The organism is Candidatus Paceibacterota bacterium, from assembly GCA_028714275.1.
Lineage (GTDB): Bacteria > Patescibacteriota > Minisyncoccia > Phycocordibacterales > CAINVO01 > CAINVO01.
In genome coordinates, this window is the sequence record JAQTMP010000012.1 from 1 (window position 1) to 17,018 (window position 17,018).

A 17,018-nucleotide genomic window follows, 5' to 3' on the forward strand; every position below is an offset into this window, starting at 1 on the left:
TTTCGCGGGGGGGGGCAACATAGTATTGATTTTTATGATGTAATTAGTTTTGAAAATTTATTTTTAGCGTGGAAGGAGTTTTGTAGAGGTAAACGAAAAAAAGAGGATGTAGTGCGATTTGAACTTTCCCTTGAAGACAATCTCATCAATCTTTCACAAAAACTTCAGAATAGAACCTGGCAACCCGATCCCTATAGTATTTTTAAGGTGTGTGACCCAAAACTCCGAACGATACATAAGGCAACCGTCCGAGATAGAGTGCTCTATCAAGCCGTCTATCGGGCATTATATCAGACTTTTGATCGTTCCTTCATTTTTCACACATATTCCTCAAGAGATTTCAGAGGTACCCACAGAGGAGTTATTTCTTTTGAAAAGTTTTCCAGAAAAGTAAGTCAAAATTATACAAGGCCAGCATGGGCGGTAAAATGTGATGTGAGGAAATTTTTTGACTCCATAGATCAAAAAATTTTACTTGACTTGATTGATCGTAAAGTAAAAGATAGACAACTCATGGCGTTGATTAGGCTCATAGTCAGATCTTTTGAAGTCTTGCCAGAGAAAGGGTTGCCCCTCGGCAATGTAACTAGTCAGCTTTTTGCTAATATCTATCTGCATGAATTGGATACTTTTGTAAAAAAAGAATTAAAGGTAAACTATTATCTCCGATACTGTGACGACTTTGCTATTTTACTAGATTCAGAAGTACAGCTAAAAGAATATGTAGAAAAAGTAAAATTGTTCTTAAAGAAAACTCTTTTACTAGATATCCATCCGCACAAGATTATTTTTCGAAAACTTCACCAAGGAATGGACTTTCTCGGGTATGTGATGCTTCCACATCGACGAGTATTGCGCACACGGACAAAAAAGAGAATGTTGAAAAAGATGACGAGTCTAAAGTACGCTCTCACTAAAAATCTTATTGAAGAAGAACCTTTAAAACAAAGGCTCCAGTCGTATCTCGGGATGCTTACTCATTGTAAAGGTGAAAAGATTAACCAGCAGATAGGGCAGATTTTTCGAGATTAAAACATCGTGCTACAATACACCCACTATGTCACACCCAAAAACTGAACGCACCCTTATCATCCTAAAACCAGATGCCATTCAACGCACTTTGATGGGGGAGATCATCAAGCGCTATGAGCGAGCAGGCCTAAAACTCATCGGATTAAAAATGCTCGTACCTTCGGATAAAAAAATCGAAGACCATTACACTCTTGATCCAGAGTGGCGTCGAGTGACCGGTGAAAAGACGATCAAGGGCTATGTGGACAAGGGATTGACTCCACCAACAGACAATCCTCTCGAAGTCACTGAAAAACTTCTTATAAGGTTAAAAAGATACATGACGAGCGGACCAGTGGTCGCCATGGTCTGGCAAGGAGCGTATGCCGTAGCGATAGTACGCAAAATCACTGGAGGAACAGAGCCTCTCAAGTCAGACGTGGGTACTATTCGAGGGGATTTTGTGCTCGACTCGTATCAAATGTCTGATAGTGACAATCGTTCAATTCGCAACCTCGTCCACGCTTCAGGCTCCGTCGCTGAGGCTGAAATGGAAATAAAACATTGGTTTGAGCCATCAGAGCTGATTGACTACAAACATGTTCAAGAACAAATTATTTATGACGTCAATCTTGATGGGATTTTGGAGTAAGGTGTATACTGTAGGTAGGACTATTGAAGAGTGTCAACTTAGATTATTTTTCAAACAGGGAGTCCGCTCGTAGGTGTTTGCTTCGGTAAGCATCTCAGGACACCCACCTAGTCTATACTAGGCCTGATGCTCCATCGATAGTCCTTACAAGCCCCGCGCTTAGGCTCAGTGCCGGCGCGGGTTTTGTACAAAAAATATAAGTAAAATAATAGGATGACATACCGAAGCTTTTCCATCAGCCTTTCGATCTTGATTGCGCTTTTTGTCTTTGGTTTCAATTACATTGCCCATATTTTTTATTTTTTTTGGACATTAAACGGGATAGATTCTTTTTTGCACCTGGCGGCCGGTTTTTCTATCGGACTTTTTGCGACAGCTATTTTTGATGTTGAGAGGATTAAAAACAATCAGCAAGCCAGGCCCAGTCGTTTTTCTTTGCTGGTTTATTCCGTTATTTCAGCCTTATTTATAGGCATATTATGGGAAATATACGAATATTCCGCGGGGATCACTCTATACTTTGGACCAGCCTTAAAGAAAACTCTTTTGGACACGGGTTCGGACATTTTTATGGATATTGCTGGGGGATTCGCAGGCTTCCTGTTATACTGGAAATATTCTAAAAAAATAATTTGCTAGAAAAATAAAAATGGACCAAATACAAGAAATACCAAAAAAACTTAAGCTGACATTCTGTGGCGGAGTAGGGACGGTGACCGGAGCCAATTTTTTGCTCGAAGAAGAATCAACAGACACAAAAATTTTGGTCGATTGTGGACTGGAGCAGGGTGGAGAGGAGGCACATGCCGCCAACCGTAAACCTTTCATCTACGATCCATCCAAGATCAAAGTTTTGATGGTGACTCACGCTCACGTGGACCATGTCGGGCGTATTCCAAAGCTGGTCAAGGATGGTTTCCGTGGAATTATTTATTCTACCCCTGAAACAATGCGTCTAGCCCCTTTAATGCTTGAAGACAGTGTCAAACTTTTAGCCCATGAAGCAGAGCATTATCAAGAAGAGCCTTTGTACACCGAAGAAGATGTGGCCAAGGCTTTAAGTTTATGGAAAAGCATACCTTATCATCATCATTTTGAGATAGCTTCAGGTTTTGATGTCTATTTAAAAGACGCCGGTCATGTGCTGGGTTCTTCTATGATTGAGCTGACCTACAATGGCAAAAAAATTGTCTTTACCGGAGATCTTGGCAATAGTCCGTCCCCTTTGCTCAAAGACACAGAGCCTATCACTGATGCCGACTATCTTTTGATGGAAAGTGTTTATGGAGATCGCAATCATGAATCTCGTGATGAAAGGTTGAATAAGTTCGAAGATATTATCGAAGATACCATAAAGAAAGGCGGGGCGCTGGTTATTCCTTCATTTTCCCTTGAGAAAACCCAAGACGTTCTCTTGGAGCTCAACAATCTGATCGAGTCAGGCCGGGTGCCGAGCGTCCCAGTCTATGTAGACTCACCTTTGGCTATTAAAATCACTCAGGTCTACAAGACCATGCCCGAAGATTTCAATGACCAAGTGCGAGAGGAGATAAGAAGAGGCGATGACGTTTTCAATTTTCCTAAAATCCATTTCACCGAAACCTCTGAAGAGTCAAAAGCCATCTTAAATATTCCAAATCCTAAAATTATTATTGCAGGCTCTGGCATGTCCAATGGCGGGCGCATCCAACATCACGAAGTCAATTATCTCAGTGATCCAAAGAGCACTTTGCTGCTCATTGGCTATCAAGCGGCCGGCACGCTCGGGCGTGTGATCCAAGATGGATCCAAGACGGTGACTATTTTGGGACAAGAAATCAAAATCAAGGCAAATATTGAATATATTAGCGGGTATTCTTCACACAAAGACTCTGACCATCTCTTTCAGTTTGTTGAGCAGACAGCCGATGCAGTCAAGAAAGTTTTTGTGGTGATGGGAGAAGCCAAGTCCTCGCTTTTTTTGGTTCAGCGCCTGCGCGATTATCTAGGACTGGAGGCCTTTCATCCAGAGGAAGGGGAAAGCGTCTTACTTGATTTTTAAATTTTTGCGATTCTTTGTGATATAATTGTCCTATGAATTTTGAAAAACATACTAATCTAAAATATAAAATTGCTGTATCAGGTGCAGCCGAGATGGGTTTCCTTGGACCAGAGGCTTACGAAGTGGCAAAAGAAGTTGGTCGTCAGGTGGTCAAGCACCAGGCCTTTCTCATCACCGGCGCCACCACAGGCTTTCCCCTCTGGGCGGCTATGGGAGCCAAAGAAGAAAAAGGCACTGTTGTAGGCCTATCTCCAGCCGAAAATGAGCGTGAGCACCTAGATGTATACCGTCTGCCTATAGATTATACGGATTTTATTATTTATACCGGTTTTGGTTATGCCGGGCGAGACATTCTTTTCACCCGCACCGCAGATGCGGTCATTATCGGGGCAGGACGTATCGGTACTATTCATGAGTTTACGATCAGCTACGAGGACCAGAAGCCTATGGGTATTTTGCAGAGTGATTATTGGGAAACAGATGAAGTGATCAAATTCATCATGGATAAAAGTCACCGCACCAACCCAAAAGTGATTTTCGATAAAGATCCAGCCAAGCTCGTCGAAAGATTGATAAAGATGATTGAGGAAGATAAGAAGAAAAACTATACCTATAAAAATGATGATGGGATAGGGGGAAAGGGGGAGAGGATATTGTAGAAAATAAAAGTAGGCACTCTCCTGAGCACACATAATCGCCTGCTGGCGATTTGCTCCGCTCGGAGCCAAGCTCCTGCGCGAGGCTCAGTCAAGTGCCTACTTTTATTTTCTAGATTATTCTCTCGCTAGGTTTGACCATCTAAAATATAAAATACGCTTGAGGGAGACTTGCGAGCGCGACGGCGCGAGCACGAGGAAAATCCTAGCAAGGATTTATCCGTACTCCCGAGAGCGTATTTTATATTTTTAGACTGTCTGTTTGACTATGCGAGCGAAACTTTCTGGGACAAACTGAGCCAAGTCAGCTAGGATCTTGCGGTCAATGGTGATGCCTTTCTTTTTGAGGGCAGACATAAATTTACTATAGGAAAGTTTTTGGTCTGCAAAAGCAGGAGAACGGAGAGCGGCATTGATTTGGACATTCCAGAGTCGGCGAAAATCGCCTTTTTTGTCACGTCGGTGAGCGAAAGCGCTGTTGCCGGCATGGGCGATAGCCTCGATGGCCATTTTCTCCTTTGTACTACGTCCAAAACGGTAACCTTTTACTTGTTTGAGAACATTTCGTCTGGTTTTGAGGGCGCTTACGCCACCTTTTACGCGTGTCATGGGTTTATTTTAAGTTTTTATAAATTTTTAATAAATATTTCTATCTTTATTCCGTTTTACTCATCCCGTATTACTTTTTTAGTGATTTGGCATAAAACGACTCTTTGACTTCATGGTCATGACAAAAGGTGTCGAGCGCTTCTTGTTGAGCTGGCTGCGGCGGGATTCCTTGGCATTGAAATGGTCTTGACCAGGCTTGCGGGCAGTGATCTTGCCATTTTTAGTCATTTTAAGACGCTTTGTGTATGATTTATTGGTTTTCATTATTTTTTGAGCCTTTTTAGGCTTTTTCGATGAGGACGCTAAGCCCTTTTGGACTCTTGGTTATCGGGACGGCTATCTTAAATTCTTCAGTGACGAGCTTGAGAATACGGTCGAGACGCTCCTTTAAGAATGCTTGGTCGAGGTACTTGGCTCGTCCAGGCAAGAAGAGGTCTATTTTGATCCGATGGCCTTCCTTGAGCCATTCTGAGGCTTTTTTCGCTTTTAGTCCCAAATCGTGGTCGCCGGTGCCTATTTTTACCTGTAAGGTCTTGACTTCGACGGTGTGGGACTTGGCTTTAGCCTGCTTTAGCTTCTTGTTTTCGTCGTACTGAAATTTACCATAATCCATGATTTTTGCAACTGGAGGGAGGGCATTGGGCGAGATTTCGATCAAATCCAAGCCCGCGTCACCTGCCTTTTGCAAAGCCTCTCGAAGACTGAGGACACCCAAGTTGGCGCCGTCATGACCAAGCACCCGGAGTTCGGAGGCTTTGATCTGATGGTTGATGCGTATGTGTGGTGTGGCCAAGGTTTTCTTTAGGGCTAATGCAAGCTAAAAATACAGATTAAATGATAGCAAGAGTATAGCATAGTTTTTGCAAAATGGTACATGGGGGAGGTATAATGACGACATGGGATTTTTTAGCAAACCTAACGTCAGCCGGATAGAATTCGACAAGCACGTCATGCCGCATTTGGCTGAGCATGGTGTCAATCAACACGAAAGAGACAGGATTCGCGGCATGTTTGAGGCCTCGCTTGACGGTCACGGCACCTACAAGGGGATTGATAAAGAAGAAATGCACAATACTATAAAGTGGATGAAGGATAATATGAGCAAGCATAATATTCCTAAAGCCCACGTGGATTTACTTGAGGAATCTTTAAATGCACACATGTCACACTAATTTATCGAACTAATTTTACATGATCGAACCAAACATCTATCACCGCCTTGGTATTAAAACTCTCTGGATTATGATCCTAGAGAGGATGTTTGGTCCGCTAATCTCGTTTTTTGGTATTTTGGTTTTGATTGTAGCTCGGGCGGCAGACGATCAGTTTTTGACCAGCTCCTTTTCGGCCTCGATCGAAACGGTGGGCAAAATAAATGCCGTCATAGATCTTTTTATTTTAGGTTTCATTTTTCTTTGGCTGCTGGTTGTCATTTTAAATATTTTGGTAGCGTGGGTCGGCTACCATTTCTGTAGTTTCTGTTTAAATGATAATGCTTTGGAAGTCAGGAAGGGTTTTTTGCATAAGGTTGAGCTATCAATCCCATATCGTCAGATAGAAAATGTGGACATGGAGCAGGGCTTGATAGGGCAGTCTCTCGGTGTTTGCAAGCTGATTATTTTGACCGCCGGCCACGAGGATGACAAGAGTGAAAAAGATGGAGGGGATGGGGGTGAGTCAGAGGGGGTACTGCCTATGCTCGATAAAGATTTTGCGGATGACCTGAAAAAGGAATTACTCGCTCGATCGAGTCTGGATTTTCATCAGACCACTCCGACCAACACAGTGACGGAAACAGCGAAGTAGTCTTTTTGAAATAATCGAAACACATGTTTGTAGATACAGTTATGCAAAAACCAAATTCATTATTTAAAGCAATCGTGGCAGTAGTGGTGATCGGGGTGGTTTCTCTCGGTGTTCTCATATATTTAGGTTTGAAAAATGATGAAGACGGATCTGTGGCTGGTAGTTCTAATGCCAACAATCAAGTCGCTTCGGATTCGGTCCCTTCTCCCTCTGGTCAGGATGTGACGGCTCAAATTGCTCAGACTTCTCAGGCTACCAAAGAAACCTCCGGCTCTGTCTATAAAGATGGCACTTATTCTGCTCAGGGCAATTACAACTCCCCGGGCGGCCCTGAAAGCATCAATGTCACTTTGACGATTAAAAATGACATTGTGACTGGCGCTGGGGTCACAGCTATGGCTAAAGATCGGACTTCCCAAAGATACCAGGGGTATTTTATTTCTGGCTACAAGCAATACGTCATTGGCAAAAATATCAGCACCATTAGTCTCGATAAAGTTTCTGGCTCTTCTTTGACCCCTGCTGGCTTCAATATGGCTATTCAGAAAATTGAGGTACAGGCCAAGGCTTAGGTCTCCAATATAATATATGCCATCTCAATTTAAATTTGAGGCTATCGGCACAAAATGGGTGATTGATATTTGGGCAACTCTCTTGCCGCAAGCTGAAGCTAAAATCAAAACCCAAATCCAAGAGAGGATTGCCATTTTTGATAAAAATTATTCTCGTTTCCGTAAAGATTCACTGGTGGCGGAAATGTCGCGGAAAACCGGAGAATACAGACTGCCGGCCGATGCTGGGCCAATGCTGGTCTTGTATAAAGAACTTTATGACGTGACGGGAGGCCTTTTGACTCCGCTTGTCGGGCAGACTCTGGTAGATGCCGGCTATGACGCCTCCTATTCTTTGGAGCAAAAAAAACCTTTGAGGCAGCCACCGAGATGGGAGGAGGTGATGGAGCTTATTCCAGCCAAAGGAGATGAGAAGAATTTCATTTTAAAAATAAAAACGCCAGGGCTGCTGGACTTTGGAGCCGCAGGCAAAGGCTATCTCATAGATATAGTCGGTGGGGTGTTGGAAAAAAATGGTATTCAACATTATTGTGTAGATGCGGGAGGGGATATGAGGCATCGAGGAGAAAAAATCCTGCAGGTAGGCTTGGAAAATCCTGAAAATATTGAGCAGGTGATCGGGGTGACCCCTCTTTTCAATCAAGCGCTGGCGGGCTCAGCCGGCAATCGTCGTGTCTGGAAAAATTTTCACCACATTATAGATCCAATGAAGCTAGCTTCACCTAGGCATATTTTGGCCTTGTGGGTAAAGGTGGAAAAAGGCACCGTGGTAAATGAAACCATGCTCGCTGACGCTTTGGCCACCTGTCTATTTTTTGTCACACCATCCATTTTGCTAAAAAAATATCAGTTTGAATATTTAATCCTTTATGCCGACCATTCGATCGAAAAGTCCGAAGGCTGGCAGGGAGAAGTTTTTTCGGTTTGACCTTTTCAGTTTCCTGTGTTAGTTTTGGCTGAGACTAAAATTCAAAGAGGGGTAAAAATGAAAGTAATCCTAAGTCCTTTTAACCTGTTTCTTTTTTTCGTCAGCCTGATCGGTCTGGCGACAGCACTGTGGCGGATGTTTCCGCTGCAGTTCAGTAAATCCTTCTGGTGGTCCAACGGACCGCTGGTGTTGATGCTGGTCACGGGAGTGGTGCTGATCTATATGTCGGGCAAGCCGCACCAGTTCACCGTTGCCATGAGGGCGGTGATTGGGACATCCAGCAGAATGCTCCCGATGATGATCTTGCTCTTTGCCGTCATGGGCCTGAGCGGGGTGGTCACGGATCTGTATTTTCATCAGATTGTGACCAAGTTTCAGGATCACCCGCGGCTCATCTCGGTCCTGTCCTGTTTCGTCATCCCCACGCCCAACTCGATGAGCCCAGTCATCGACAGGCTCTGGAAAGTGGAATCCTTGCAGCGGTACATCATGTACTTCAGCATGGTGACCACCTTGCTGTCGTTTTGTCTGCTCCAGCTTCGGATTGTCGGGTTTTCGCCCGGCTCACCGATCCCGGCGCAAATTTATTCGACGGGAGTGGCGGTGGCCATCATGTTGTATCCGCAGATGGCTATTGCCATGAAGCTCGGCAATCTCATCCTGCAAGGGTGGACAAAGACCGGCGAATTGCTGGCAACCGTCTGGGCCAGCTGCAGCTGGCTGGTCAATCAGACTTGGATCTGACTGGGGTCTGAACAGAGCAGTGGTGCGGGGGGCAGTAAAAAAATAAAAGAAAAAGAGAAAAGTGCGCGCGTCCCAAGGGTGGGACGCGCTTTTCTTTTGGTTTTATTCTTCCAAATGCTTCGAGCCAATCCACGCTAGATCATGGATCTTCTTCATGGCGTCGGCGATTTCTTCGCTCTCGATGATGATGCCAAGCTTTTCTCTCCAAGAAGCAATCATGATCTTGTTGCCATAGATATTTATTTCGGGTGAAAAATAATATTTGTCTGCAGGTACGAAGGAAATCTCTCTCTTCTCCTCGGTATTCCTCCTGGATCTTTCTTTACCCAGTTCAGTTTCCGGCACAATCCCTAGGATAAAGATATTTTTAGCCGCGCGCCTTTTATAGTATTCTGGAAAATAATTTGGTAGAGCTTTGTGCATGTCGTCTATGGTGGCGTAAGCTCGGATCGTCTCTGGGCTAGTCAAAGTATCTTCATAAACTTTTTTCAAACCCTCAATGCCTTCATAGAAACGAATTTTCGGCCTATTTTTTTTAGAATGAAGAATGTTTAGCTCTGGCACGAGACTTTCGGATTCTTTTATTTGTTCTTCCAATGCCGCTGCTTGCTTCTTTAAGTACTCGGTAATGTTGGTGGGGGACTCGGCAGAATATTCTTGTTTGGGTTCTTTGCCGGAGACACTCACCACGTTTTTATTTAAAAGGGAATTCAGGATGTCATATCCAGTTGTCCGGTTTATTCCGGCTTTTCGAGATATTTGAGAGACTGTCCCTTTTCCAAGTTCTAGGATAGCGATATACACATCTGCCTCTTTTTTACTAAATCCAAAAGAGGTTAGGGATGTTTTTAGTTTTAGGTATTCATTTTTCATTGAACGCAGTGTATACCCAAAGGATTATTGTGTCAATATCTTTCCACAGAAATATTGTAAATGCAAAATAGACTTAAATTAAGGACTAATTTGATTTAAAAATGACGAATTAGGTTGACAATACAATATATATTGATATGATATTTACAATTTATTCTGGATTTAAATAGCGAAAGCGTTTAATTCTAGGTATAATTGCGAACAGTATTATAAATTATATTTTATCAATTTTATTATGAAAAAAACTATTTGGACGGTGGTGGTGATAATTGTTTTGATTATTGTCGCTTTACTATTATCAGCTGGTAAAGGTAGCCCATCAAGTACTGGACCAATCAAGGTTGGATTTATTGGACCGTTGACGGGGGACGCTTCTTCACTTGGGGAAGTAGCCAAAGCTGCGGTTGAATTGGCTACAGATGAGATCAATGCAGCAGGTGGAGTAAATGGTAGACAAATAAATGTCACTTATGAAGATGGAAAATGTGGCGCTGACGCCTCACAAGCTGCCAACAAACTCGTTAATGTCGACGGAGTCTCTTTAATAGTTGGAGGTTTATGCTCTGGAGAAACAGCTTCATTTGTAAAGGATATAGGAAACAAAATTCCGGTGGTTTCATATTGTTCTTCAGCCCCTACTCTTTCTGGTGCAGCAAAATTCTTCTCAAGAGATTATCCATCCGATGCCTTTCAAGGTAAATATGCTGCAGAATATTTGTATAATACTTTAGGCGCTAGAAAGGTTGTTGTTTTCTACCATATATCTGATTGGGGGACAGGGGTAAAGACAGTATTTGAATCAAGGTTCAAAGAGTTGGGAGGGCAGATTGTGGATGAAGAAGGAACTCCACAAACCGCTAAGGATTATCGAACTGAAATCGCAAAAATCAAGACTTTCAGCGCAGATTATATTTATATGCCTATGTTCCCAGAGGGTGGAACTGTGGCAGTCAACCAACTCAACCAGCTTGGTGTCAAAACAAAAATATTTGGAGCTGATGCATGGTCAGATCCAAAATTTCAAGCGGATGTAAATGGTAAAGGAGACATTTTTTATACTAAGATTAAAGTGCCAAACAATGATGCATTTAATGCTAAACTCTTAGCAAAATCTGGTGGAAAAGAAATTCCTATTTGTGCACCTCAGGCCTATGATGCCATGAAGCTTGCTGCTCAGGTCATTGCTCAGGTGGGTGTTGATCCTCAGAAATTTACTGACGCCTTAAGGACTACAACTTATAATGGGGTATCAGGTCAGATCAGTTTTGAACCAAACGGTGACTTGGCGACAGCTAGTTATGCAGTAGAAAGAATTGCTAATGGGACTGAAGCAGAAGTGAAATAAAGGTATCACCAAAATAAAAATGAACCACACACAAAAGCCCCTAAATGGGGCTTTTATGTTAGAATACTAGCAATAATCGCAATACAATTTATCTCCTATGGACATCATTCCTCAGCTCATCGCCAACAGTATTATCGCCGGAGCGTTGTATGCGTTGATTGCCCTTGGCTTCAATCTGATTTATGGGGCGACAAAATTTTTCAATCTGACGCATGGAGTGATTGCGGCTATCGGAGGCTACACTGTCTTCTTTTTGACCAACAGTCTGGGCTGGAATATTTATTTGGCGGCGGTTGCGGGGGTTTTGTTTGCGGGATTGGTTGGCTACGGTCTGGAAAAAATCCTGTACAAGCCGTTGCGCAAAAGGAAAGCCTCCCAGATGATCCTGCTGGTGGCTTCGCTCGGAGCCTTCACAGCGATGCAGGCCATCATCGCTATTATTTTTAGTAGCCAGTTTCAGACTTTATCTCTTGGGGCGGGGGATCTAAAAACTTTCAATATTTTTGGCGGGATCATTACAGTAGTGCAGCTGGTGATGTTGGTGTCCGCGCTCATCATCATGGTCTTGCTTGGCGTCATCATGCGTTGGACTATGTTTGGCAAAGCAGTCGAAGCGATCAGCGATGAAGAAGAAGTGGCCAAAGTCGTCGGTATTCATACAAATAAAATCATTGGCCGAGTCTTTTTCATCGGTTCAGCCATTGCGGGCCTTGCGGGGGTCTTGGTGGGCCTGGACACTGGGCTTGAGCCGACGATGGGCATGAGTCTTTTACTGAAAGGGGTGATTGCCTCGATCATCGGCGGAGTGGGCAATGTGTACGGCGCGGTGCTCGGGGCTTTTCTCTTGGGTTTTGTCGAAAACTTTGGCATTTGGAAAATTTCAGGTGAATGGAAGGATGCTATTGCTTTCGGGGTGCTGATCATTTTCCTTTTATTCAGACCTCAGGGTATATTAAGAAAATAATATGGAATATTTAATCCACTTAGGCATCCTTTTCACCATCTACGCAGGCTTGGCCATGAGTCTCAACCTCGTGGTCGGATACACCGGACTTTTGTCCGTGACCCAGGCGGCCTTTTATGGCATCGGGGCGTACACTACAGCCATTTTAATGGTGGATCACGGCGTCAACTTTTTTGTTTCGATTTTGGTGGGCATGCTTATCTCTGGTCTCGTGGCGTTGATTATCGGCTGGATTTTGAGCCGATTTAAAGATGACTATTATGCGTTGGTTTCCTTTGGTTTTAATATTATAGTCTTTAGTATCTTTTTAAACTGGCAAAGTCTGACGCGGGGGCCTCTCGGTATTCCGGGGATCAATAAGCCAGCGCTTTTCGGGATAGATTTTTCGCAAAATCTTAATTTTTTGATTTTGATTGTCGTCGTCATGGCCGCGATGTATGGTGTCTGTGCTTTTATCGTCCATTCTTCTTTTGGTCGGGTGCTCAAAGCTATTCGTGAAGATGAAAAAGCCATCAGTGTTTTTGGCTACAATACTTCTGTCTACAAGCTGGTCATCTTTGTCATCTCGGCTAGTCTAGCGGCGGTGTGCGGATCCTTTTTTGCCAGCTATATTACTTTTATTGACCCTTCGACTTTTAGTCTAAACGAGTCCATTTTTATTTTGGCTATCATCATCCTCGGCGGTCTCGCCAATCTGCGCGGTTCATTGATTGGAGCGCTATTTTTGATTTTGTTGCCGGAGATCTTGCGTTTTGTCGGCTTTCCTACTGATGTGGCCGCTCAAATGCGCCAGGTGGTGTATGGACTTATTCTTGTGTTGCTAATGTTGTATAGGCCGCAAGGGGTGGTGGGAGAGTACAAATTATAAAAAATGAGGACTCTCTAGATAGACACAGAAAATTTCTGCTGAAATTTTCTTTATCCTCGCCAACGTTTTGGCTGCGGGGTCTACCTAGAGAGTCTTCATTTTTATAGTTTCTTGAGGTAAATTTCATGAGTGGTTCTGTATGTTGGTGGTATATGCTCAAAAGATTTTTGGAATGGATTGGGGTGAAGGAGAAATTGCATAGTACAAAACACGAGCCGCCTTTTTTTAAAGAGGGTGAGCTTTGGTGGTGTTTTCTGGGTGAAAATATTGGAGTTGAGACTAATGGAAAGGGAAATAAATTTACTAGACCTGTTCTAGTTTTTAAAAAATATGATAGATTCTCCTTTTTTGCCATCCCCCTTACAACTAAAATCAAGCCAGGCACTTGGTATTGTCCATTTAAACATAATAATTTTAGAGAAAACGCTTGCTTGGCTCAGTGTAGGGTGCTTAGTCACAAAAGACTTTGTGGATTGATAGGGAAAATTGGAAGAGAGGATTATAAAAAAATAGAGCAGGCTTTCGCCTCTCTACATAAACTTTTTTAAAATATGTCACGCCCTTTTGGGGCGATCTCGTGGCAAATGCCAAATTTACCCTTAAAGTCTAGCAAAATTAATAAGCCTGTCAAACACCACGACTATATTTTTGTGTTATAATAACCTCATATTTATGGCTATCTTGGAGACTAAAAACCTAACCAAAAAATTCGGAGGCATCCACGCGCTGGATAGCCTTTCGATTGTATTTGAAGCAGGTAAGATCACTGGGGTGATTGGTCCGAACGGCTCGGGCAAGTCCACTCTGGTCAATGTTTTGACCGGTATGCTGCCAATGTCTGGTGGAGAAGTGATAGTGGCTGATGCCAGTCGTTTGAAGAAAATCCTGCCTCACGACATGCCCTCTTTTGGCATCACCCGAACTTTTCAGGAGGTCCGTCTTTTCGAGCAGATGACGGTGCTGGATAATATTTTAGTGGTTGTCACCAAGAGAAATGTGATCGGGGCTTTATTTGAAAAACACAAAGAATATCATTTGAAAATTGCCGAGCGAGTCTTGGAACGCGTAGGGCTGGTGTCGAAAAAACATGAGCTGGCAGTCAACCTTTCATATGGACAAAGAAAACTTCTAGAAATAGCGCGAGTGCTGGCCATGACAGAATCCGAATCCACTGCGGCCGAAATCTTTTTCTTTGACGAGCCTTTTGCCGGACTTTTTCCGGAAATGGTCAAGCTGGTAGTGTCTGTCATGCAGGATTTGAGACAAAAAGGCAAGACATTGGTTTTGATCGAACACAATATGGAACTGATCCGTGAGCTTTCGGATAAAGTGATCGTGATGGATAGCGGTGCACTTTTAGCTGAGGGTTTGCCCGAGCATGTGCTAGCCAGAAGGGATGTGATCGAAGCGTATTTGGGGGAGTAGATAATTTTTAATCTAACAATATAAAATAATAAGGCCCCTGCACGGAAGTGTGCGAGGGACTTTTTGGTCTGACGGCGAGTTGGCTGGGCCGCACGGATTGGTCAGCCTTTTAAATTCTGAAGCCGGGTGTATTTGCTCTCGGGGACCATCACCTCGACATAAGCTGGGCCGATGGAGTACTTCAAGGTGAGGGCTCCATTTTCCGGATCGATCTTCCACACCTCCACATGTGGCAGGGTATTTTTGCCCCTCTTGGTTTCTTTTCGGCAGTCAGCCACAATCCTTTCCCAATCCTTGAGAGTATCGAGATCGATCTGCACTTCTTCTTTTTTGACGACTATTTCCATAAAATTTTGCTTTCGGTTTGAGGGTTTTGAGGCCCAATCTAGGGTTTTTATACACTTATGCTACAATACTGTCAATGCTTCAACTAAAAGATATTCATGTCCACTATGGTGGGGTCAAAGCGCTTGATGGCTTTAGTGCCGAAATAAAAGAGGGTGAAATCGTGGCTTTTATGGGTCCAAACGGCGCTGGCAAGTCCACCGCTCTCAAAAGTATTTTTGGTCTCGCGCCTGTTTCGGCTGGAGATATCATCTGGCGGGGCAATAAAATAAAAAATCCAAAGCCTCACGAAATGGTGCCGCTCGGCCTTTCTTTTGTGCCTCAAGGTAAAAGAGTTTTTAAACATTTGACAGTCAAAGAAAATCTTGAGGTCGGAGGTTTTGGTCTACAAGATAAATCGGTTTTAAAAGAACGAATTAAAGAGGTGCTTGAGCTTTTTCCAGCCTTGCTACCAAAATTGAAGCAAAAAGCTGGACAGCTTTCTGGAGGGCAGCAGCAAATGGTGGCTATTGCTAGGGGATTGATTACCGATCCTCGGTTGCTTCTGCTCGATGAGCCGTCGCTTGGTCTTGCTCCAAAAGTAGTCAAAGAAGTTTTTGAAAAAATCCAGGAAATAAATCAAAAAAGAAAAACCGCCATCATCGTGGTAGAGCACAATCTCAAATCCTTGTTGCCGATAGTGCACCGAGCGTATGTTTTGGATAAAGGCAAAATGGTCAAGCATGGCAATCCCGCAGAGCTCATGGAGACTAAAATTTTGGAGAAAGTTTTTTTGGGGGCGCTGGTGTAAGGCGGTGTGGAAGTGAATAAAAATAAAAAACTCAGGAATAACCCAGTAATAAAAAACCGCCCACTTCCGAAGCAGGCGGTTTTTTCTGCGCGGAGGGGCGGTTGTGGGCTAGGATTTTTTCAGAGCCAGTTCAGGTTTTTCATCCGTGGCAAACATGGTCCGGCGGCTGAGGGTGACGTAGGTCCACCCATTCCTTGGCGTCAGGCCAAGGATGATGTTGGCGTGGCCGTGATATCCGGGTGCTTCCCATTCGACGAAGTCGCCGTTTTTGAAGCTGAGCTCCCCTTCAACGTGCTGGGAGATCTGACATCCACGAACGAAGCGCTCGAACTTATTTAGGTCGATCTGAATTGGACCGAAATCTTTTCTTAACATAGGACTACTTTCTCTGGGTTGTTTTCAAGGTCTGAATGGATAGTACAAGATATGCAGGGTTTTGTAAAGGGCTCGTTATGGTTCAATACCTTGGAATCACCCCAGTGGTTTAAGCTATGTATATGGCATATACAACAAATGAAAAGCTCCCTCGTCTACGTGCCCTGGCGGTACGCATGGTTCGAGATGGTAAAAGTACACGTGAAGTAGCTAGATACTTCGGCTACGGTCAAAGCACTATCGTTAAATGGTGTGCTCGTGCTCCAAAAGGATTCGTAAAATATATTGAAACGAAAAGTTCTGCTCCTAAGAACTCCCCCAACTCACTTCCCCAAGAAACAATTGGCCGGATCATCCATGCCAGAGTCAAAAGCAAAAGGTGTTCCGAGGTTGTGTATGAAATGCTCAAGGCTGAAGGAGTGAAAGTATCTTTGTCGTCAGTGAAAAGAAAGTTATCAAGATATGGCCTTCTCAAGAAGCGTAGCCCATGGAAGAAGCTACGGTCGTATCCACCTAGACCAGAGGCTAAAAGCCCAGGAATGCTTGTGCAAATCGATACCATCCACTTCATCAACAAAGGTGGTAGGAGAATCTATGTCTACACCGCTATCGATGTGTACTCAAGATATGGCTTTGCTGCATTGTCTAAAAAATCCAACTGTCACAGGAGCATTTCCTTCCTTAAGAAATTGATGAAGTACTTTCCTTTTCGTATTCAAAACATTCAGACCGACAACGGATCAGAGTTTAGTCTACACTTCACTGACTTCATCATGCAAAACGACATGACACATCGACACATTCATCCGAGGTCACCCAACGAGAATGGACACCTCGAAAGATTCAACCGAACTATACAAGAAGAAATTGGTCGATTTGGTTGGTGCATTTTCATACAGAAAGACATCAAGGCTTTCCTGCACCACTACAATACCGAACGGATGCATATGGGCATTAATTTCAAAACACCAGCGCAATTAATTCAAAAGTGATTCCAAGGTCTTGACCGTAATA

The 17,018-nt window shown here is 43.5% G+C and carries 23 protein-coding genes; 17 read left to right on the top strand and 6 right to left on the bottom strand.

Annotated features, from left to right (window positions below):
• The 5 genes from PHF79_01670 to PHF79_01690 form a co-directional block, all read left to right on the top strand.
• Positions 1 to 1,032, top strand: a 1,032-nt coding sequence (locus PHF79_01670) for a reverse transcriptase domain-containing protein (GenBank protein MDD5318510.1), incomplete at its 5' end; no start/stop codon positions are given.
• Between the two features lie 25 nt (positions 1,033 to 1,057).
• Complete coding sequence (locus tag PHF79_01675; GenBank protein ID MDD5318511.1) at positions 1,058 to 1,663, top strand: nucleoside-diphosphate kinase; 606 nt, start codon at positions 1,058 to 1,060, stop codon at positions 1,661 to 1,663.
• A gap of 213 nt (positions 1,664 to 1,876) precedes the next feature.
• The gene (locus tag PHF79_01680; GenBank protein MDD5318512.1) at positions 1,877 to 2,302 is read left to right on the top strand and encodes a hypothetical protein; all 426 of its coding nucleotides are present in this window, start codon (positions 1,877 to 1,879) and stop codon (positions 2,300 to 2,302) included.
• A 10-nt stretch (positions 2,303 to 2,312) separates the two neighbouring features.
• Positions 2,313 to 3,704, top strand: coding sequence for an MBL fold metallo-hydrolase (locus PHF79_01685; protein ID MDD5318513.1), 1,392 nt, complete (start codon positions 2,313 to 2,315; stop codon positions 3,702 to 3,704).
• A gap of 32 nt (positions 3,705 to 3,736) precedes the next feature.
• Complete coding sequence (locus PHF79_01690) at positions 3,737 to 4,363, top strand: hypothetical protein (GenBank protein MDD5318514.1); 627 nt, start codon at positions 3,737 to 3,739, stop codon at positions 4,361 to 4,363.
• 246 nt (positions 4,364 to 4,609) lie between these two features.
• Here the strand turns inward: PHF79_01690 and rplT are convergent, their stop codons facing one another.
• The 3 genes from rplT to infC form a co-directional block, all read right to left on the bottom strand.
• Complete coding sequence (gene rplT / locus PHF79_01695; GenBank protein ID MDD5318515.1) at positions 4,610 to 4,969, bottom strand: 50S ribosomal protein L20; 360 nt, start codon at positions 4,967 to 4,969, stop codon at positions 4,610 to 4,612.
• A gap of 78 nt (positions 4,970 to 5,047) precedes the next feature.
• Entirely contained in the window at positions 5,048 to 5,233 is a 186-nt protein-coding gene (locus PHF79_01700; GenBank protein MDD5318516.1) for a 50S ribosomal protein L35, read from the bottom strand.
• 16 nt (positions 5,234 to 5,249) lie between these two features.
• Complete coding sequence (infC, locus tag PHF79_01705) at positions 5,250 to 5,762, bottom strand: translation initiation factor IF-3 (GenBank protein MDD5318517.1); 513 nt, start codon at positions 5,760 to 5,762, stop codon at positions 5,250 to 5,252.
• 103 nt (positions 5,763 to 5,865) lie between these two features.
• Between infC and PHF79_01710 the strand changes: the two genes are divergently transcribed.
• Genes PHF79_01710 through PHF79_01730 form a run of 5 tightly spaced genes read left to right on the top strand, consistent with a single transcriptional unit; the run spans position 5,866 to position 9,019 of the window.
• Complete coding sequence (locus tag PHF79_01710; GenBank protein MDD5318518.1) at positions 5,866 to 6,141, top strand: hypothetical protein; 276 nt, start codon at positions 5,866 to 5,868, stop codon at positions 6,139 to 6,141.
• Positions 6,142 to 6,160: 19 nt separating this feature from the next.
• Complete coding sequence (locus tag PHF79_01715) at positions 6,161 to 6,775, top strand: PH domain-containing protein (GenBank protein MDD5318519.1); 615 nt, start codon at positions 6,161 to 6,163, stop codon at positions 6,773 to 6,775.
• A 23-nt stretch (positions 6,776 to 6,798) separates the two neighbouring features.
• Positions 6,799 to 7,347 (top strand): calcium-binding protein, encoded by a 549-nt coding sequence (locus PHF79_01720; GenBank protein MDD5318520.1) that lies wholly within the window; start codon positions 6,799 to 6,801, stop codon positions 7,345 to 7,347.
• 16 nt (positions 7,348 to 7,363) lie between these two features.
• A complete protein-coding gene (locus tag PHF79_01725) occupies positions 7,364 to 8,275 on the top strand; it encodes an FAD:protein FMN transferase (protein MDD5318521.1) in 912 nt (303 codons plus the stop codon).
• A gap of 57 nt (positions 8,276 to 8,332) precedes the next feature.
• Positions 8,333 to 9,019, top strand: coding sequence for a hypothetical protein (locus PHF79_01730; GenBank protein ID MDD5318522.1), 687 nt, complete (start codon positions 8,333 to 8,335; stop codon positions 9,017 to 9,019).
• Positions 9,020 to 9,121: 102 nt separating this feature from the next.
• Here PHF79_01730 and PHF79_01735 read toward each other — a convergent pair whose 3' ends face one another.
• Positions 9,122 to 9,892, bottom strand: a complete 771-nt coding sequence (locus tag PHF79_01735; protein MDD5318523.1) for a helix-turn-helix domain-containing protein — start codon at positions 9,890 to 9,892, stop codon at positions 9,122 to 9,124.
• 235 nt (positions 9,893 to 10,127) lie between these two features.
• Between PHF79_01735 and PHF79_01740 the strand changes: the two genes are divergently transcribed.
• The 5 genes from PHF79_01740 (at position 10,128) to PHF79_01760 (ending at position 14,494) form a co-directional block, all read left to right on the top strand.
• On the top strand, positions 10,128 to 11,237 hold the full coding sequence (locus PHF79_01740) for a penicillin-binding protein activator (protein MDD5318524.1): 1,110 nt from the start codon (positions 10,128 to 10,130) through the stop codon (positions 11,235 to 11,237).
• A gap of 97 nt (positions 11,238 to 11,334) precedes the next feature.
• Positions 11,335 to 12,201 (top strand): branched-chain amino acid ABC transporter permease, encoded by an 867-nt coding sequence (locus PHF79_01745; protein MDD5318525.1) that lies wholly within the window; start codon positions 11,335 to 11,337, stop codon positions 12,199 to 12,201.
• A gap of 1 nt (position 12,202) precedes the next feature.
• The gene (locus PHF79_01750; GenBank protein ID MDD5318526.1) at positions 12,203 to 13,069 is read left to right on the top strand and encodes a branched-chain amino acid ABC transporter permease; all 867 of its coding nucleotides are present in this window, start codon (positions 12,203 to 12,205) and stop codon (positions 13,067 to 13,069) included.
• 152 nt (positions 13,070 to 13,221) lie between these two features.
• A complete protein-coding gene (locus PHF79_01755; protein ID MDD5318527.1) occupies positions 13,222 to 13,617 on the top strand; it encodes a type II toxin-antitoxin system PemK/MazF family toxin in 396 nt (131 codons plus the stop codon).
• A gap of 124 nt (positions 13,618 to 13,741) precedes the next feature.
• Positions 13,742 to 14,494, top strand: coding sequence for an ATP-binding cassette domain-containing protein (locus PHF79_01760; GenBank protein ID MDD5318528.1), 753 nt, complete (start codon positions 13,742 to 13,744; stop codon positions 14,492 to 14,494).
• 101 nt (positions 14,495 to 14,595) lie between these two features.
• Here the strand turns inward: PHF79_01760 and PHF79_01765 are convergent, their stop codons facing one another.
• Entirely contained in the window at positions 14,596 to 14,841 is a 246-nt protein-coding gene (locus PHF79_01765) for a hypothetical protein (protein MDD5318529.1), read from the bottom strand.
• Between the two features lie 74 nt (positions 14,842 to 14,915).
• Here PHF79_01765 and PHF79_01770 point away from each other — a divergent pair, with 74 nt between their 5' ends.
• Positions 14,916 to 15,629, top strand: coding sequence for an ABC transporter ATP-binding protein (locus PHF79_01770; protein ID MDD5318530.1), 714 nt, complete (start codon positions 14,916 to 14,918; stop codon positions 15,627 to 15,629).
• A gap of 108 nt (positions 15,630 to 15,737) precedes the next feature.
• Here PHF79_01770 and PHF79_01775 read toward each other — a convergent pair whose 3' ends face one another.
• Positions 15,738 to 16,004 (bottom strand): hypothetical protein, encoded by a 267-nt coding sequence (locus tag PHF79_01775; GenBank protein MDD5318531.1) that lies wholly within the window; start codon positions 16,002 to 16,004, stop codon positions 15,738 to 15,740.
• Between the two features lie 122 nt (positions 16,005 to 16,126).
• On the opposite strand from PHF79_01775, the gene PHF79_01780 reads away from it, so the two are divergent.
• Entirely contained in the window at positions 16,127 to 16,996 is an 870-nt protein-coding gene (locus PHF79_01780) for a DDE-type integrase/transposase/recombinase (protein MDD5318532.1), read from the top strand.
• Positions 16,997 to 17,018 lie beyond the last annotated feature (22 nt).

Bases quoted from the DNA above. Each gene is read 5' to 3' on its own strand.
- rplT (MDD5318515.1), bottom strand. From the start codon at position 4,969: ATGACACGCGTAAAAGGTGGCGTAAGCGCCCTCAAAACCAGACGAAAT.
- PHF79_01740 (MDD5318524.1), top strand. From the start codon at position 10,128: ATGAAAAAAACTATTTGGACGGTGGTGGTGATAATTGTTTTGATTATT.
- PHF79_01700 (MDD5318516.1), bottom strand. From the start codon at position 5,233: ATGAAAACCAATAAATCATACACAAAGCGTCTTAAAATGACTAAAAAT.
- PHF79_01755 (MDD5318527.1), top strand. From the start codon at position 13,222: ATGCTCAAAAGATTTTTGGAATGGATTGGGGTGAAGGAGAAATTGCAT.
- PHF79_01710 (MDD5318518.1), top strand. From the start codon at position 5,866: ATGGGATTTTTTAGCAAACCTAACGTCAGCCGGATAGAATTCGACAAG.
- PHF79_01675 (MDD5318511.1), top strand. From the start codon at position 1,058: ATGTCACACCCAAAAACTGAACGCACCCTTATCATCCTAAAACCAGAT.
- PHF79_01765 (MDD5318529.1), bottom strand. From the start codon at position 14,841: ATGGAAATAGTCGTCAAAAAAGAAGAAGTGCAGATCGATCTCGATACT.
- PHF79_01750 (MDD5318526.1), top strand. From the start codon at position 12,203: ATGGAATATTTAATCCACTTAGGCATCCTTTTCACCATCTACGCAGGC.
- PHF79_01760 (MDD5318528.1), top strand. From the start codon at position 13,742: ATGGCTATCTTGGAGACTAAAAACCTAACCAAAAAATTCGGAGGCATC.
- PHF79_01685 (MDD5318513.1), top strand. From the start codon at position 2,313: ATGGACCAAATACAAGAAATACCAAAAAAACTTAAGCTGACATTCTGT.
- PHF79_01735 (MDD5318523.1), bottom strand. From the start codon at position 9,892: ATGAAAAATGAATACCTAAAACTAAAAACATCCCTAACCTCTTTTGGA.
- PHF79_01680 (MDD5318512.1), top strand. From the start codon at position 1,877: ATGACATACCGAAGCTTTTCCATCAGCCTTTCGATCTTGATTGCGCTT.
- PHF79_01720 (MDD5318520.1), top strand. From the start codon at position 6,799: ATGTTTGTAGATACAGTTATGCAAAAACCAAATTCATTATTTAAAGCA.
- PHF79_01730 (MDD5318522.1), top strand. From the start codon at position 8,333: ATGAAAGTAATCCTAAGTCCTTTTAACCTGTTTCTTTTTTTCGTCAGC.
- PHF79_01745 (MDD5318525.1), top strand. From the start codon at position 11,335: ATGGACATCATTCCTCAGCTCATCGCCAACAGTATTATCGCCGGAGCG.
- PHF79_01690 (MDD5318514.1), top strand. From the start codon at position 3,737: ATGAATTTTGAAAAACATACTAATCTAAAATATAAAATTGCTGTATCA.
- PHF79_01725 (MDD5318521.1), top strand. From the start codon at position 7,364: ATGCCATCTCAATTTAAATTTGAGGCTATCGGCACAAAATGGGTGATT.
- PHF79_01715 (MDD5318519.1), top strand. From the start codon at position 6,161: ATGATCGAACCAAACATCTATCACCGCCTTGGTATTAAAACTCTCTGG.
- PHF79_01775 (MDD5318531.1), bottom strand. From the start codon at position 16,004: ATGTTAAGAAAAGATTTCGGTCCAATTCAGATCGACCTAAATAAGTTC.
- PHF79_01780 (MDD5318532.1), top strand. From the start codon at position 16,127: ATGGCATATACAACAAATGAAAAGCTCCCTCGTCTACGTGCCCTGGCG.
- PHF79_01770 (MDD5318530.1), top strand. From the start codon at position 14,916: ATGCTTCAACTAAAAGATATTCATGTCCACTATGGTGGGGTCAAAGCG.